Raw genomic sequence first — 15,662 nt, 5'->3', positions numbered from 1 at the left:
TATCAGAATATGAGTAAATTTAAAAAGAAGAAAAAAGGATTACCTGCTATTTCTACAGCATCCTTACCTGATATTGTATTTATGTTGCTGTTCTTTTTTATGGTGTCTACTACCATGAGAGAAACTGATTTATTATTAAAAAAACCAATTCTTCCAACTGCAAGTGAAGTAAAAAAATTGGAATTGAAGAGTTTGGTAAGTACTATTTATATTGGTAAATCTAAGGATCCTAGAATATCAGGTGATAAAATTCAAGTAAATGATAAAATTATTGATATAAAAGATATTGCTAGTTTTATTTTTGTTGAAAGATCTGTTAGAAGTGAGGATGAAGTTAAATTAATGACAACTTCTATAAAAGCTGATAAAGAAGCTAGTGTGGGTACAATTTTAGATATTAAAGAACAATTAAGAGATATAAATGCGTTGAAGATTAGTTTTTCAACAACTAAAGGAACTGATTTAGAATCAAATTATTAGAATTTAACTCTTTAATTTATTTAAGGCAATCAAAAATTATTTGATTGCCTTTTTTATTTTTATAAACTATATTTGTTAAATGGGTAAACAGTGGATTATAATTATTTTTTTCTTTTTATTTAATAACCTTAATGCGCAAGTTAATAAGGATACTTTAGATTTGAGATATTTAGAAGATCAAATATACTTATCGTTAACATATAATATATTAATTAATAAACCCTCAATGATTGCCCAACATGGATTTTCAGGGGGTGTTTCAATTGGTTTTATAAAGGATATACCCTTTAATGAAAACAGAAATTTTGGTTTAGGTATTGGTTTAGGTTATGTTTACAATTCATATACACAAAATTTAAAAATTTCTAAGGAGAATCAAATAACTGTGTTTGAAGCGGCTCAAGATTATAATACAAATAGATTTGGTATCAATGCTTTAGAAATTCCAATTGAAATTAGATGGAGAAATTCAACGCCTCAGAAATATAAATTTTGGAGAATATATGGAGGAATAAAACTTGCATATGTGGTTTCAGCTAACACAATTTATAAAGATGCTGTAGAAAATCTTTCTACTAAAAATATATCGGAATTTAATAAAATTCAATATGGACTAACTTTAGCAACGGGTTTTAGTACTTGGAATTTATATGTTTATTATGGTTTAAATCCAATTTTTAAAAGCGTAGATTTTAATGATGAAAAGTTAGGTTTAAAAGATTTAAATGTGGGATTGAAATTTTATATAATGTAATATATAGCATAAACTATGAATTGAGATAGAATACTAATTGTATAACCTAAAAATACTTCACGTATGGTATGTGCATTTAGTCTCAACCTTGAAGTTGCAATTAAACCACTAAGTAAAAAGAATATTGAGAATAAGATGATTAAATTTATTTTATAATGATAACTAAAATAAATTAAAAATCCAATTAAACCACCAACTGCAGAAGTATGTAAGCTTAATTTAATTTTAAAATGTAAAAGTGCATATGAAAAAATTAGTAGCAAACCGTATCCAAAATAAAATAACGATAAAATATCAACAACTGTAGATTTAAAAAGCCAATTACCTAAAATATAACAAATAGAAATAAATAATAATGTTGGAAATTTGCGCTCTTCAATAGTTACCATATGATAGCTATCAATCATTTTAAACCTTTTAAGCAGCACTAATAAGAATAAAGGGAAAATATAGGTTCCTATTAATATCACTGTTATAATCAGATGCTCCTGAGGTTTAAATATGTATTCAGGAATTAGGAGAAAATATAAAATTGTACCAATAATTGGAAAATTTATAGGATGGAAAAAATAGGAAATAAATTTAAAAAATTTCATAGATAATTTTGTGAAGGCTTTTACTACATTTCTTTTCTTAATCGAGCTACTGGTATGTCAAGTTGTTCTCTGTATTTAGCTATAGTTCTTCTTGCTATTGGATATCCTTTTTCTTTTAAAATACTGGCTAACTTGTCATCAGTTAAAGGTTTCTTTTTGTTTTCTTCATTGATGACAGTTTCTAAGATGTTTTTTATTTCTCTTGTAGACACATCCTCTCCTTGGTCATTCTTCATTGATTCAGAAAAGAACTCCTTAATTAACTTTGTTCCATAAGGTGTTGATACATATTTGCTGTTTGCAACTCGTGACACAGTGGAAACATCCATATTAATCACATCAGCAATATCTTTTAATATCATTGGTTTTAATTTTCGTTCATCACCAGTTAAAAAATATTCTTTTTGATGTTGAATAATAGCATTCATATTTAAAAATAATGTTTGCTGACGTTGTTTTATAGCATCAATAAACCATTTTGCAGAATCTAATTTTTGTTTGATAAACTGTACTGCTTCTTTTTGTGATTTTGATTTATCTGTAGAGTCTTTATATCCTTTTAATAAATTGTTGTATTCATTCGAAATATGAAGTTCAGGAGCATTTCTAGAGTTTAAAGTAAGTTCTAACTCTCCTTCAATAATTCTAACTGTAAAATCGGGTACAATTTGTTCAGCAATTTTATTACCTCCAACAAATGAACCACCTGGTTTTGGATTTAATTTTTCAATTTGAAGAATACCTTCTTTTAATTGATCTTCCGAAATGTGAAATTTTTGCAATAATTTATCATAATGTTTTTTTACAAAATGATCAAAAGATTGTTCTAAAATGTTAATAGCAAGTGTTATGCTAGGTTTTTCGTTTTTTCGTTTTAATTGAATGATTAAACATTCTTTTAAATCACGTGCGCCAACACCCGCTGGGTCTAATTGTTGTACTAATTTTAGTAGTCGCTCTAATTCTTCTTGAGTAGTGAAAATATTTTGTGTAAAAGCTAAATCATCTAAAACATCAATCAAATCTCTTCTAATATATCCGCTATCATCAATACTTCCAATTAAGAAATCTGTAATTATTTCTTCTTCTTCTGTGAGACGATATGTATTTATTTGAGTTTTTAAATGTTGTGTAAATGAAGTCCCTGAGGCGTAAGGAATATGTTTATCCTCATCATCGGCAGAATAGTTGTTTGCTTGTGTTTTGTAATTAGGAATTTCATCATCACTTAAATATTCATCAATATTTATATCATCAGTATCAATATTTTCATTACCAGTTTCATTATAATCATCTTCAGATTGTGAATCGTTATACTCATCATCGTCATCATCATTTCCGCTTTCTAATGCAGGATTTTCTTCCAATTCTTGCTTTAAACGTTGTTCAAATTCTTGTGTAGGTAATTGAATCATCTTCATCAACTGTATTTGTTGAGGAGATAATTTCTGTAATAATTTAAAATTTAAACTTTGTTTTAACATTGACTAGATTGAAATGACTTCGGTTAAAAATACAAAAAAAAACATAGTGTAAGGGGTATACTATGTTTTTTAAATTAGTGAATTAAAATTCAGCATTTTGTGGTGTGCGCGGATAAGGTATAACATCTCGTATATTTCCCATGCCTGTTGTAAATTGTACTAAACGTTCAAAACCAAGCCCAAAACCACTATGTACAGCTGTTCCAAATTTACGAGTATCTAAATACCACCATAATTCTTCTTCATCAATATTTAAAGCAGAAATTTTTTGTTTTAAAACATCCAAACGCTCTTCTCGTTGACTTCCGCCAACTATTTCACCAATTCCAGGGAATAGAACATCCATAGCTCTTACTGTTTTTCCGTCATCATTTAAACGCATATAAAATGCTTTAATATTGGCTGGATAGTCAAATAAAATAACAGGACATTTAAAGTGTTTTTCTACTAAATAGCGTTCATGTTCACTTTGTAAATCGGCACCCCATTCGTTAATTATATATTGAAATTTTTTCTTTTTGTTAGGTTTGCAATTTCTTAATATATCTATTGCTTCTGTATAACTAACACGTTTAAAGTTGTTTTCAACAACAAAATTTAACTTTTCTAATAAAGCCATTTCATTGCGTTCTAAAGCTGGTTTAGATTTGTCTTCTTCAGCCAATCTGTTATTTAAAAAGGCCAAATCATCTTTGCAATTAGTTAATACATAGGAAAGAACAGATTTTATAAAATCTTCTGCTAAATCCATATTGTCATCTAAATTATTGAAGGCAACTTCTGGTTCAATCATCCAAAATTCTGATAAATGACGTGTAGTATTGGAGTTTTCTGCTCTAAAAGTTGGACCAAAAGTGTATACTTTTCCTAAAGCCATAGCGTAGGTTTCAGCTTCTAGCTGACCTGAGACTGTTAGACTTGTTGTTTTTCCAAAGAAATCTTTCGAGTAATCAACGGTTCCGTCTTCTTTTTTAGGCAGATTTTCAGCATCAAGTGTTGAAATATTAAACATTTCACCTGCGCCTTCAGCATCTGAACCTGTAATTATTGGAGCATGAAAATTATAAAATCCTTTTTCAATAAAATATTTATGAACTGCAAATGACAATGCCGAACGTAAACGCATTACCGCACTAAAAGTATTTGTTCTTATACGTAAGTGAGCGTTTTCACGTAAAAATTCGAAACTATGTTTTTTTGGTTGTATTGGATATTCTTCGGGGTTACAATCTCCTAAAATTTCTATTTCAGAAACTTTTAACTCAACATTTTGTCCTTTCCCTTGGCTTTCAATTAAGCTTCCTTTTACAGAAATGGCAGCCCCAGTTGTAATACGTTTTAAAATACTTTCATCAGTATTTTCAAAATCTACAACACATTGAATATTATGAATAGTTGAGCCATCATTTAAAGCAATAAAACGATTTGCTCTAAAAGTTCTAACCCAACCTTTTAAAGTTACTTCTTGTGAAAATTTATCTGAACTTAAGAGTTCAGCTACATTTGTTCTTGTCATAATCTATGATTTTAAGAGTTGCAAAGATACATGAACAATTGATAATTGACAATTGATTAGTAGAGATTCAAATAGTTTAAAAATTACGTTTATTTATCTCTATTATCATCTTCAGCAGTTAAAATATCAAGCGTTGGTTCTTTAAATGTTTCTTTATTAGCAATGTTTTTTTCTAATGAAAGTAATAAAGAAGGTAGTAATAATAAATTTGAAGCCATTGCAAATAGTAAAGTTATGGAAACCAATCCTCCTAATGCTATTGTACCCCCAAAACTAGAAACTGTAAAAACTAAAAATCCGAAAAATAATACGATAGAGGTGTAAAACATGCTTACTCCAGTTTCGCGTAATGCATTATAAACAGATTGTTTTATTCTCCAATTATTAGCTATTAATTCTTGTCTATATTTTGCTAAAAAATGTATGGTGTCATCAACTGAAATTCCAAAAGCAATGCTAAACACTAAAATTGTTGACGGTTTTATTGGAATTCCTAAATAGCCCATTAAACTAGCAGTTATTAATAATGGAAATATATTTGGGATTAAAGAGATTAATATCATTCTAAACGAACGAAACAAAAATGCCATAAAAATAGCAATTAATAAAATAGCTAAAGAAAGAGAAATAATTAAATTATGGATTAAATAATTGGTTCCTTTTAAAAATACCAACGCTTTACCTGTCATGGTTACATTATAGTCTTCTTTTGGGAATTCTTTATTAATTTTTTCTTGTAATCGGTCTTCAATAATTTGCATTTTATCGGTTCCAATATCTTTCATAAATGTTGTTATACGAGCATATCTTCCTGTAGAATCAACAAAATTATCCATTAAATCACTGTTCGATGTAGAGTTTTTAGTATAAGATAAAATCCAATTCTTTTCCTGATTTGTGGGCAGTTGATAGTATTTTGGATTTCCACCATAAAATGCTTGTTTTGAATATTTAACCAAATTTAAAATGGATATTGATTTGGAAAGTTGTGGTATTTCATCAATAGTTTCATTAAGTTCATTCATACGTTTTAGCGTAGAAAGATTCATAACTCCTTTTTCTTTTTTAGTGTCAATTATGATTTCTAAAGGCATAATACCACCAAATTCTTCTTCAAAAAATAGAATATCTTTATAAAACTCTTCTCCTTTAGGCATATCTTCAATAATACTTCCAGAAACTTTAATTTGAAATATACCAATCATACTTACAAATATCAATACAACTGTTGTTGCATACACAGCAATTCTATGATTTCTAACAATAGATTCCATCCATTTAACAATGGCTTCAATCCACTTTCGCTCTAAATGTTTTAAGTGTTTTTCCTTTGGTAAAGGCATAAAACTATACATAATTGGTATAATTAATAAAGCCAAAACAAAAATCCCTAAGATATTAATAGAGGCTATTGTACCAAATTCTCTTAAAAGTTGACTTTTAGTAAAAATAAATGTAGCGAAACCTACGGCAGTAGTTACATTGGTCATTAAAGTTGCATTCCCAATTTTTGTGATAACCCGTTGCAAAGATCTGGCCTGATTACCATGTTTTTTAATTTCTTGTTGGTATTTATTTATTAAAAATATGGCGTTAGGTACTCCAATCACAATAATTAATGGTGGTATTAACGCCATTAAAACCGTTATTTCATATCTAAAGAGCCCAATAAAACCAAATGCCCAAATTACCCCAATACCTACCACCAGAAGCGTGATAAATGTTGCTCTAATTGAACGGAAAAAGAAAAAGAAAATTAAGGCTGTTACACCTAAAGCTAATCCAACAAAAAGACCAATTTCATCAATAATATTTTGAGAATTCATGGTGCGTATATACGGCATTCCCGAAACTCGAACATCTATATTGTGTTCCTTTTCAAATTGTTCAATAGTTGGATTTAATATATTGAAAATAAATTCTTTACGAGCGGGAGTGTTTACAATATCCTTTTTTAAATATACAACTGTTCTAATAGTCCCCGTTTTTTTATTGAATAAAAAATTATCAAAAAATGGAAGATTATCAAAAAGTTCAGTTTTAATTTTTAAAACATCCTCAATGGTTTCAGGAGATTTATTATAAAGAGCTTCAACATCAAACCGCTGATCTTGGGTATTCTTTTTTAATTTTTTGATATCTCCAACAGCAATTGTAAAATCTATTTCAGGAAAACTATCTAATTTTTTGGAAAGCTTATTCCAATCATTAAACTTTTTTGGTGTAAAAATTGTTGAATCATTTGTTGCTAAAATAATAAGATTCCCTTCTTCACCAAAAAGTTCTAAAAAATGATCATATTCAATATTAATTGGATGATTTGCGGGTAATAAATTAGCCTCTGTATTAGAAAAACGCATGTACTGCATTTGTGAAGCTAAAAAGTAGGTAAAAGCCGCTATTAATACAAGTATAGTATATCTTTTAGTTAAGATAACCCTAGAAACCTGAGTCCAAAAATCCATTCAACTGTTTTTTGCAAAGTTATGAAAATAGTTGAGCTTTTTACATCTAGATTATTAAAATCCTAATCTTAATCTGTAGGTTAATTTTAAAGCTAAATTATCGCTCCATTCGGTATTTTTATAAGCGCCATATCTATAAAATGCACTAAGTCCAAATCCTTTAAAAAGGCTGTTAAATTCTAAACCACTTTCTATATATCCTTTTTTTAAACTTTTAAATTCTACCCCATTTTGATAAGCAACATTTTCAATACCACCAATTGCAGCTCTTGTAACCAATGTTATTTGAGGTTTAAATTTTGAAGTTATTTTAAATGATGTTATTTCATGTTTTAAATGAATTGCTACAAATCTATCGGAGATAAACTCATTGTAACCCATAGTTTCAAAGCTGTTTGTACCTGCAAGTGTTATTCGTTTTCGCCAAGGATTTTTAAACGTGTAATTTGGTGTTGAATTGTAAAGATGTGAAATAGGTGCATCACCAAAAACAATTCCTCCTTCAGCTAAAATGTGAGTTGTTGCTTTTCTAAGTCGTTTAATTTTATGTAAAACTCTAAAATTTAGTTGTGTGAAATTAAAATCACTTTCTAACACATTTTCAAAACTTTTAGTTAGTTGAAGCGTAAACTGAGGAAATTCATTTTTAATATTTAATTTTCCTACAGGTGAATTCATATATTCACTTTTCGGATTGTATTGCAAGCCTAAAGTAGCTGTTGTTAATTTATATTCTGATAAATTTTTAGTTGGTGATATAAACTGGTATTCAAATAATGGTTTGTAGTCACCTGAACTTAATTGAATTTTTGCTTCTAAGTTTGGCTGTATGTCATGTTTTAAATAAGTACTTATGGTTTTGTAGTTATAGAAGGTACTTATATTTAAATTTCTTGGATTTATAGGTGAAAAGGAGGTGTTTTCGGCAATAAAATCTAAGGCTGCAGCTTCTTTTATGTCGTTTGTATAATTAACCCCAAACCAAGTATTTGTTTCTTTATTTAACTGGGAGGAAGCTCCAAAGCTATACTTAAAATCTTTATCTTTTGTTCCATAAGCAATATAAGATTCAATTTCATATTTTGATGAGAAGTTTCTGTTTGTTTCACCTCCAAAACCAACTCGTAATCCTTCATAATTATTTAAGTTAATAATTTTACCAAGATTCAAATTAATGTATTTTGTTGGATAATAGCCTTTTAAAATATTTCTAGCTAAATTTATTTTTTTTTCAATACCGTCTTTTTTTGCTAAACTATCTAAAAAAGTGTAGGTGTTAATACCGCGTTTTGAAATTGAATCGGTTCTAAATTTGTTCCAAAATTCTTCTTTTTGATTATGTGCGTCGTCATTAAATTGCATGGTTGACGCTGAGTATTTAACAATTACAGGTGTGTTAATTTCAATATTAGAATTTGTTGATTTTGAAATAAAATAGCTTATATCTTCAGGGTTATTTTTACGAGTATTAATTAAAGTGTCATTTTTTTTGTCTTCGCTAAATTTTACAGCACCACCAAACAACGAAATATTTTCATTATTATCACCTTTTTTTAACACAATATTCATGTCACTGGGAAACCAAATATTGTATTTTTTAATATAACTGTAATTTTGAATAGCCTTTACATTTACAATACCTTTTAGTTCAGCAATGACTTTAGTGATGGCAAAACTTTTTGAGTCAATATAAAGAACACCTTCTATTCCCAAAATCTTTTTCTTTTCTTTTGGTTTGAAATAAATCAGTATAGAATTTCCATTTTCAGTAGAAACAGTGTCCAAAATTTTATAATTGTAATGTTTTAAAGCATTGTTGGCAATTGGGTTGGTATATTTTGTACCAGCAATAGTATATACTTCATTGTAAAAAGAAAAATCTTGAAATGTAATAGCTAATAATTCATAAATAGGTTGTTTTAAACCCGCCATTCTTGAAGCTAAAATAACTTCTTTTTTCTTCCTTCCTTTTTGAAATTTGAACTCAGAAATTTTTTCAGAAATGTATAAATGTTGTTTATCGATATCTTTTTTGAATTTGTAATTTGAAGAGTCTAGTTCTTTAAACTTCTTTTCACCTTTTTTAATTACAAATACAGAATCAACTTTTCCATTGATAGAATCGGGATCTGCAGTAACTAATATTTTATTATATGTATTAAATTTGAAGGTGTTTAACGATTTTTCAATATTATTTTCAGGTTTATTGTTAATGGCATTCCTAATAATTTGTAATGCCGGATTTTCTTTTGCAGTAATCAAAACCTCGTTTAAATTTTCAATGGAAGTTTCTAGTTTTATGCTAATAAATTTATCATTGATTGTAATAGGAATTGTAACAGATTTATAACCTACATAAGAAACAGTTATTTGTTGAAAAGAATTTTTTGCTTTTATGTAAAATTCACCATCAACATCAGTTAAGGTTCCAAAATTAGTATTGGTTACAATTGAGGCAAAAGGAAGTGGTTGTTTGGTTTTACTGTCAATCACAATTCCTTGAATTTTATTTTGCGAAATTGCTAATAAAGGAATTAGGAATACTAGTAAAAGTAAGTTTCTCATTTAATAATTTTTTTGGAACGTGACAAATATAGTTTAATTCAAAAATAAACGAATTAAGGCTATCTTTTATTTCATTTTTTTAAAATGATAAATTGTTTTTTAAATAAAAATCCCTCCAATTTAAAAAGGAGGGAAGTTATCATTCTTAAAATAATGAAGGTTTTAAAACTAAACTTTCATTATTTCAATATCTTTTATTTTGTAATGCTCATCAACTTGGCTAATAAAAGCATCAGTTAACTTTTGGATGTCAGCTTCTGCATTTGATTTCATATCCTCTGAAGAGGCCTCATCTTTTTTAATTTCATTCATAGCTTCTCTTCGGTCATTTCTAATGCTCACCTTTGCAAATTCAGCAGCAGCTTTCGCTTGTTTTGAAAGTTCTCTACGTCTATCTTCCGTTAAAACAGGCACATTAATAATGATAATTTCACCATTATTCATAGGATTAAACCCTAAATTAGCAATCATAATTGCTTTTTCAATATTGTGTAACATGTTTTTTTCCCAAGGTTGTACCGTAATTGTATGGGCATCCATAGTGCTAACATTTGCAATTTGTGCTAGTGGTGTTTGCGATCCATAATAATCTACAGTAACGCTTCCTAACATAGCCGGACTTGCCTTACCAGCTCTAATATTTCTGAATTCTTTTTCTAAATGTGTAATAGAATTTTGCATTAATTCTTTAGCGCTATCTACAATAAAGGCTAATTCTTCATTCATAATTGAAAAATTTAATTTATATATTTATTTATCAACTTTTGTTCCAATATTTTCTCCTGAAATTACTTTTTCAAGATTTCCTTTTGTATTCATATCAAAAACAATAATAGGTAAATTATTTTCTTGACTTAAAGCAAAAGCGGTCATATCCATTACTTTTAAACCTTTACTCATTACATCTTTATAGGTAATAGAGTCAAATTTAATGGCATCTTTAAATTTCTCAGGATCAGAAGTGTAAATTCCATCTACACGGGTTCCTTTTAAAATAACATCTGCATCAATTTCAATAGCTCTTAAAACTGCAGCAGTATCTGTTGTAAAATACGGATTTCCAGTTCCGCCACCAAAAATTACCACACGTCCTTTTTCTAAATGGCGAACTGCCCTTCTTTTTATAAAAGGTTCAGCTACTTGCTCCATTTTAATAGCTGTAAGTAAGCGGGTTTTAATTTCTTCGTCTTCAAGTGCGCTTTGTAAGGCTAAACCGTTTATAACAGTTGCTAGCATTCCCATATAATCAGCTTGTACTCTATCAATGCCATTACTTGCACCAGCTACACCTCTAAAAATATTTCCACCACCAATTACTATGGCAACTTCAATACCTTTATCTACAATTTTTTTTATTTCTGATGCATATTCAGCCAAACGTGCTGGATCTATACCGTATTGGCGATCTCCCATAAGAGCTTCACCACTTAATTTTAAAAGAATTCTTTTATAAGCCATAATTTATTTGAAAGTTATGCAAATATAAGAAATACTTTAGAAGTAGAAATTAAATGTTATTGTTGAATTGAAGGAATATTAAGTTCTATTTTACACTTATTTTGTTTTGAGAAAAATTCAATAAGGTTTTTGAAAGATTTTAATGATGCAAATTCAACATCAGATTTAGGTTTCTTTAATTCTAAATATTGATTTTTAATTTTTTTATAATTAGAATATTTTAAGCTTTCAGCTTCCAAAATTAGAATTAAACTTTTTGAAATTTCTGATAAATTCTTTGATAATGGTTCAAGAGTTTTAAGAATTGGATTACTTTTTTGAATTTTTAAAAACAATTCATAATTAGTAGCCCAATCTTTTAACATAATCAAAATTTCTTTTTTAGATTCCGTTTTTTTTTCAGAAAGATATTTGTTTACTAAATTATTAAAAACAATTGCTTCAGAAGCATCAGCGGTGCAAGCATCAGCAAATAGTGTAAATGGAGAATACGTTTTATATTCAACTCCTCCTTTATTTCGTGTATATATTTTTAAAGGTTCATAAACTTTGGTCAGTTTTACTAACGCTTCAATATTTTGATTGCTGGTAATATTTCTTAAAATAACATCTCTGTTTCTAATATGGGTTATTCCTAGCTCTTCCAATCTAAAACTTATAGTTTCCAACCTTTTGTACATATTAGATATGTCAACTATTTCTTCAGAGGACCAAAAGCGTTCAGCTATTGCAGCAGTTCTTGGCCATATCCTTGAATCAATTGTTAAAGGAGTTGCCAATTCGCTCCACATGGTTGCTTCTCCACCCAAAATTCTTGTTTTTTCAAGAGTTGTTAAATCATTGTTTTTCGGAAGAGGATCTACTAAATAATGCTCACTAGCAGGCTGCATTAAATCTATATAATACCCATTTGAAAGCACTGTTGCATGTCCTTTTTTAGCAGCTTTCATTAAAGAACTTCCTTGGGTTATACCTTCGTTAGCACCTTTCCAAGAATGAATTAATGCTGTTGTTGGCATTTTATTTGTCATAATTTCCTCCCACCCCATAACAGATTTTCCGAAACCTGCTAAAATTTCTTCTAAACGAATATTGAAATAAGTTTGCAAATCATGATTAGACTCTAAATTGTGTTTCTTTTTAAATTCTTGAATTCTTAGGTTTTCATCCCAGTGTTTTCCTTCATTTTCATCACCTCCAATATGAAAATATTGATCAGGAAATAGCGTTGCCATTTCTCCAAATAAATCTTCTAAGATTTCGTAAGTTTTTTCGTTTGTAGGGTCTAAAGTTGGATGAAATATCCCAGAAAATCGTTCAATTGAATAGCTAGTGTCTTTACTTCCAATTTCAGGATATGCAGTTAAAATTGCAGTTGCATGACCAGGAACATCAACTTCAGGGACAACTCTAATTCCTCTATCAGAAGCATATTCAACTACTTCTTTAATTTGCTCTTGCGTGTAATACAAACCATCTGACCCTAATTGGTGTAATTTAGGATGTTTTTTAGATTCAATTCTAAACCCTTGATCATCTGTTAAATGCCAATGCAAAACATTCATTTTAACCGAAGTCATTGCATCTAAATTTCGTTTTATAACCTCAACAGGTTGAAAATGACGAGCAACATCTATCATTAAACCACGCCATGTAAATCTAGGAAAATCATTAATAATAACTTCTGGGAAATAATAGGAAGTATTATTATTATCAACCAATTGTAGCAATGTTTCTATGGCGTAAATCACTCCAATATCCGTAGTGGCATTTATAGTAATTTTTTCAGGTGAAATTTTTAACTGATACGATTCATCTTCATTTATTGTTAACTTTCCTTCTCTTTGATATGAAATTTCTAGTGAAGCTTTTTTTGTTTTATTTGCTTCAAAAGCGAATCCGTTTTCAAAAAACACTCCAGTTCTACCACTCAATCTTTGAATAAATTTAGTAGTAGCAATGTCAATTCTTTTTGTTGATTTTTTATTTACATTAATTGTGAAATTTGGATCTATTTTAAATTGAGTTGAGCCAATGGACACTTCCTGTGGCCAAGGCATTAAATTCATTTCTTTAGATTGACTTATGCCAGAAATTGAATAAAATAATATAAAAAAGAATGCGATATTTTTCATACTTAAATTTTAATAATAGTATCTTTTAAAAGCCTCTAAAGCGGCATAATCTGCAAGACCTAATTGATGATATTTTTGTGCTGTTTCATTATTTCTTTCTTCTGCGCGCACCCAAAATTCTCTGGTGTCATTTCCTTGAAACATTACCCCATCTTTTTGAGATTGATGAAAGAAAATTGCTTTTCTTTTTCTCAATACTTGATCTGGACTCATTGGAACTGCCATATCAATTTGGTGAATATCCCACTCATGCCAAGCACCTCTATACAACCAAACCCAACAATCATTCATATATTTTTCAGGCTTTAATATTTCTAATGCAGCAAAAATTGCATCTAAACAAACTTTATGAGTTCCGTGTGGATCGGCTAAATCACCTGCAGCATAAATTTGATGTGGTTGAATTTTAGCAATTAAATTAGTTACAATATCTATATCTTTTTTCCCAATTGGCTTCTTTTTTACGGTGCCTGTTTCATAAAAGGGAAGGTCTAAAAAATGAACGTTTTCATCTTTAACTCCAACAAAACGAGTAGCCGCTAAAGATTCTCTTTTTCTAATTAAACCTTTTAATTTTCTAACTTCAACAGCGTCTTCAATTTCGTCACTTTTTGATTTTAGTTTTTCAATAATAATATCAATATTTACACTTCCAGAATTTATATCTTTCACTACTTCGGCATATTTTAGAGCTTCATAATCTGAAACTGCAATATTACCTGATGTTTGGTATGCTACATGCACTTCATGTCCTTGTTCAACTAAACGATTAAATGTTCCTCCCATAGAAATCACATCATCATCAGGATGTGGGCTAAATATAATAACTCTTTTTTTAATTGGATTAGCTCTTTCAGGTCTTGAGGAATCATCAGCATTTGGTTTACCTCCTGGCCAACCAGTAATTGTATGTTGTAACTTGTTAAACATTTTAATATTAATATCATATGCTGAACCTTCTTGTGCTAGGAGGCTTGACATTCCACTATTATTATAATCTTTATCGGTTAATTTTAATATTGATTTTTTTGTTAAACCACATAACCAAATTATCGCTTTACTGGTTAATTCTTCTGTCCAAACACAAGGCCCAACCAACCAAGGAGTATTTAAACGAGTTAAATCTTGAGCAGCTTCATCATTTAATATAAATGTGGTATTTTCATGGTCTTGAAGGTAAGTTGCAGGAACTTCGGAAGTAATTTCCCCTTCAATGGTTTCTTTTACAATTGAAGCTTTATTGTGTCCCCAGGCTAATAATATAATTCTTTTAGCTTTTTTAACGGTTCCAATACCCATAGTTATTGCTTTTCTTGGAACATTATCAATTCCTAAAAAAGAAGGTGCAGCATCCACTCTGGTTAAATGGTCTAGGGTTATACTTCTTGTTCCTGAGTTGTAATGTGAGCCAGGCTCGTTAAAGCCAATATGACCAGTTCTACCAATTCCTAATAATTGAAAATCAAGCCCACCAAGTTCTTTGATTTTTAAATCATAATCAATGCAATATTGGTGTAATTCTTCTTGAGAAACTAATCCATTAGGAATATTAATATTTTCAGGATTAATGTCAATATGGTTAAATAGATGCTGGTGCATAAAATAATGGTAGCTATGTACACTATTTTTATCCATCGGATAATATTCATCTAAATTAAAAGTAATAACATTTGAAAAACTAAGTCCTTCTTCTCTATGCATTCTAACCAATTCCTCATAAACTTTTACTGGAGAAGAACCTGTTGCAAGGCCAAGAATACAAAGCTTATTTTCGATTTTTTTACTCTTAATTAATTCAGCAATTTCTTGAGCAACACAAACTGACCCGTCTTCTGAATTTGAAAATACAATATTGTGAATTTTTTCAAATCTTGTGTCTTCAAATTGTCCTGCTGGTTTGTGTTGAATATCAAATGTAGTCATTTTTCATTTTTTTAGGGGGAGTTAATAATTCTATAGAATTATTAAACAATAGTTAATTTTTACAGCGATAAATTTATAATTAAGATTGATTTATTCTAAATTTAATCTATAGACAGCTTAAAAACAACAATGAAGAACATTTTTTTTAATATTAATGAAATCCTTTTTAAAGGAATATCATTTAACTGTTTAAAAATTTTGCTATCCTAAAAAAAACTGCTACTTTTTCAAAAAATTTCAACTTTAAAAACTATTTCACTGAATACTAAATGGCTTAAAAATACAA

General features: G+C 28.9%; 11 protein-coding genes. 2 read left to right on the top strand and 9 right to left on the bottom strand.

Translation table 11 applies throughout. The annotated features are described in order from the left end of the window. Both ABY863_RS06035 and ABY863_RS06030 read left to right on the top strand, forming a co-directional pair. Positions 1-480 (top strand): ExbD/TolR family protein (locus ABY863_RS06035; RefSeq protein WP_372793361.1); only part of this gene is annotated, 480 nt, incomplete at its 5' end. A gap of 79 nt (positions 481-559) precedes the next feature. After that, positions 560-1,234 (top strand): porin family protein, encoded by a 675-nt coding sequence (locus ABY863_RS06030; RefSeq protein ID WP_372793360.1) that lies wholly within the window; start codon positions 560-562, stop codon positions 1,232-1,234. On the opposite strand, the gene ABY863_RS06025 is transcribed toward ABY863_RS06030, so the two are convergent. From ABY863_RS06025 to nagB, 9 genes are all read right to left on the bottom strand, one after another. Then, positions 1,222-1,641: a hypothetical protein gene (locus ABY863_RS06025; protein WP_372793359.1), complete on the bottom strand. Its 420-nt coding sequence runs from the start codon at positions 1,639-1,641 to the stop codon at positions 1,222-1,224. The genes ABY863_RS06030 and ABY863_RS06025 overlap by 13 nt on opposite strands. Positions 1,642-1,853: 212 nt before the next feature. Continuing rightward, positions 1,854-3,314 (bottom strand): RNA polymerase factor sigma-54, encoded by a 1,461-nt coding sequence (gene rpoN / locus ABY863_RS06020; protein WP_372793358.1) that lies wholly within the window; start codon positions 3,312-3,314, stop codon positions 1,854-1,856. A gap of 82 nt (positions 3,315-3,396) precedes the next feature. Further along, complete coding sequence (asnS, locus tag ABY863_RS06015; protein WP_372793357.1) at positions 3,397-4,830, bottom strand: asparagine--tRNA ligase; 1,434 nt, start codon at positions 4,828-4,830, stop codon at positions 3,397-3,399. Positions 4,831-4,919: 89 nt separating this feature from the next. Continuing rightward, positions 4,920-7,295, bottom strand: a complete 2,376-nt coding sequence (locus ABY863_RS06010) for an RND family transporter (protein ID WP_372793356.1) — start codon at positions 7,293-7,295, stop codon at positions 4,920-4,922. Positions 7,296-7,349: 54 nt separating this feature from the next. Next, a complete protein-coding gene (locus tag ABY863_RS06005; protein WP_372793355.1) occupies positions 7,350-9,860 on the bottom strand; it encodes a DUF5686 family protein in 2,511 nt (836 codons plus the stop codon). Positions 9,861-10,028: 168 nt separating this feature from the next. Next, a complete protein-coding gene (frr, locus tag ABY863_RS06000; protein WP_372793354.1) occupies positions 10,029-10,586 on the bottom strand; it encodes a ribosome recycling factor in 558 nt (185 codons plus the stop codon). 24 nt (positions 10,587-10,610) lie between these two features. Next, positions 10,611-11,318: a UMP kinase gene (pyrH, locus tag ABY863_RS05995; RefSeq protein ID WP_372793353.1), complete on the bottom strand. Its 708-nt coding sequence runs from the start codon at positions 11,316-11,318 to the stop codon at positions 10,611-10,613. Between the two features lie 56 nt (positions 11,319-11,374). Continuing rightward, on the bottom strand, positions 11,375-13,453 hold the full coding sequence (locus ABY863_RS05990; protein ID WP_372793352.1) for a beta-N-acetylhexosaminidase: 2,079 nt from the start codon (positions 13,451-13,453) through the stop codon (positions 11,375-11,377). A gap of 9 nt (positions 13,454-13,462) precedes the next feature. After that, positions 13,463-15,376 carry a glucosamine-6-phosphate deaminase gene (nagB, locus tag ABY863_RS05985; protein ID WP_372793351.1) on the bottom strand — a complete coding sequence of 638 codons (1,914 nt, stop codon included), beginning with the start codon at positions 15,374-15,376 and terminating at the stop codon, positions 13,463-13,465. Positions 15,377-15,662: the final 286 nt, after the last annotated feature.

This window comes from Lutibacter sp. (assembly GCF_041562875.1).
Classification (GTDB): Bacteria; Bacteroidota; Bacteroidia; order Flavobacteriales; family Flavobacteriaceae; genus Lutibacter.
The sequence above is the reverse complement of the archived record's forward strand: the minus strand, read 5'-3'. Positions and strand labels throughout refer to the sequence as shown.

Coding starts and splice junctions, on each gene's coding strand:
- ABY863_RS06030 (WP_372793360.1), top strand. CDS start 560: ATGGGTAAACAGTGGATTATAATTATTTTTTTCTTTTTATTTAATAAC.
- ABY863_RS06025 (WP_372793359.1), bottom strand. CDS start 1,641: ATGATTGATAGCTATCATATGGTAACTATTGAAGAGCGCAAATTTCCA.
- rpoN (WP_372793358.1), bottom strand. CDS start 3,314: ATGTTAAAACAAAGTTTAAATTTTAAATTATTACAGAAATTATCTCCT.
- asnS (WP_372793357.1), bottom strand. CDS start 4,830: ATGACAAGAACAAATGTAGCTGAACTCTTAAGTTCAGATAAATTTTCA.
- ABY863_RS06010 (WP_372793356.1), bottom strand. CDS start 7,295: ATGGATTTTTGGACTCAGGTTTCTAGGGTTATCTTAACTAAAAGATAT.
- ABY863_RS06005 (WP_372793355.1), bottom strand. CDS start 9,860: ATGAGAAACTTACTTTTACTAGTATTCCTAATTCCTTTATTAGCAATT.
- frr (WP_372793354.1), bottom strand. CDS start 10,586: ATGAATGAAGAATTAGCCTTTATTGTAGATAGCGCTAAAGAATTAATG.
- pyrH (WP_372793353.1), bottom strand. CDS start 11,318: ATGGCTTATAAAAGAATTCTTTTAAAATTAAGTGGTGAAGCTCTTATG.
- ABY863_RS05990 (WP_372793352.1), bottom strand. CDS start 13,453: ATGAAAAATATCGCATTCTTTTTTATATTATTTTATTCAATTTCTGGC.
- nagB (WP_372793351.1), bottom strand. CDS start 15,376: ATGACTACATTTGATATTCAACACAAACCAGCAGGACAATTTGAAGAC.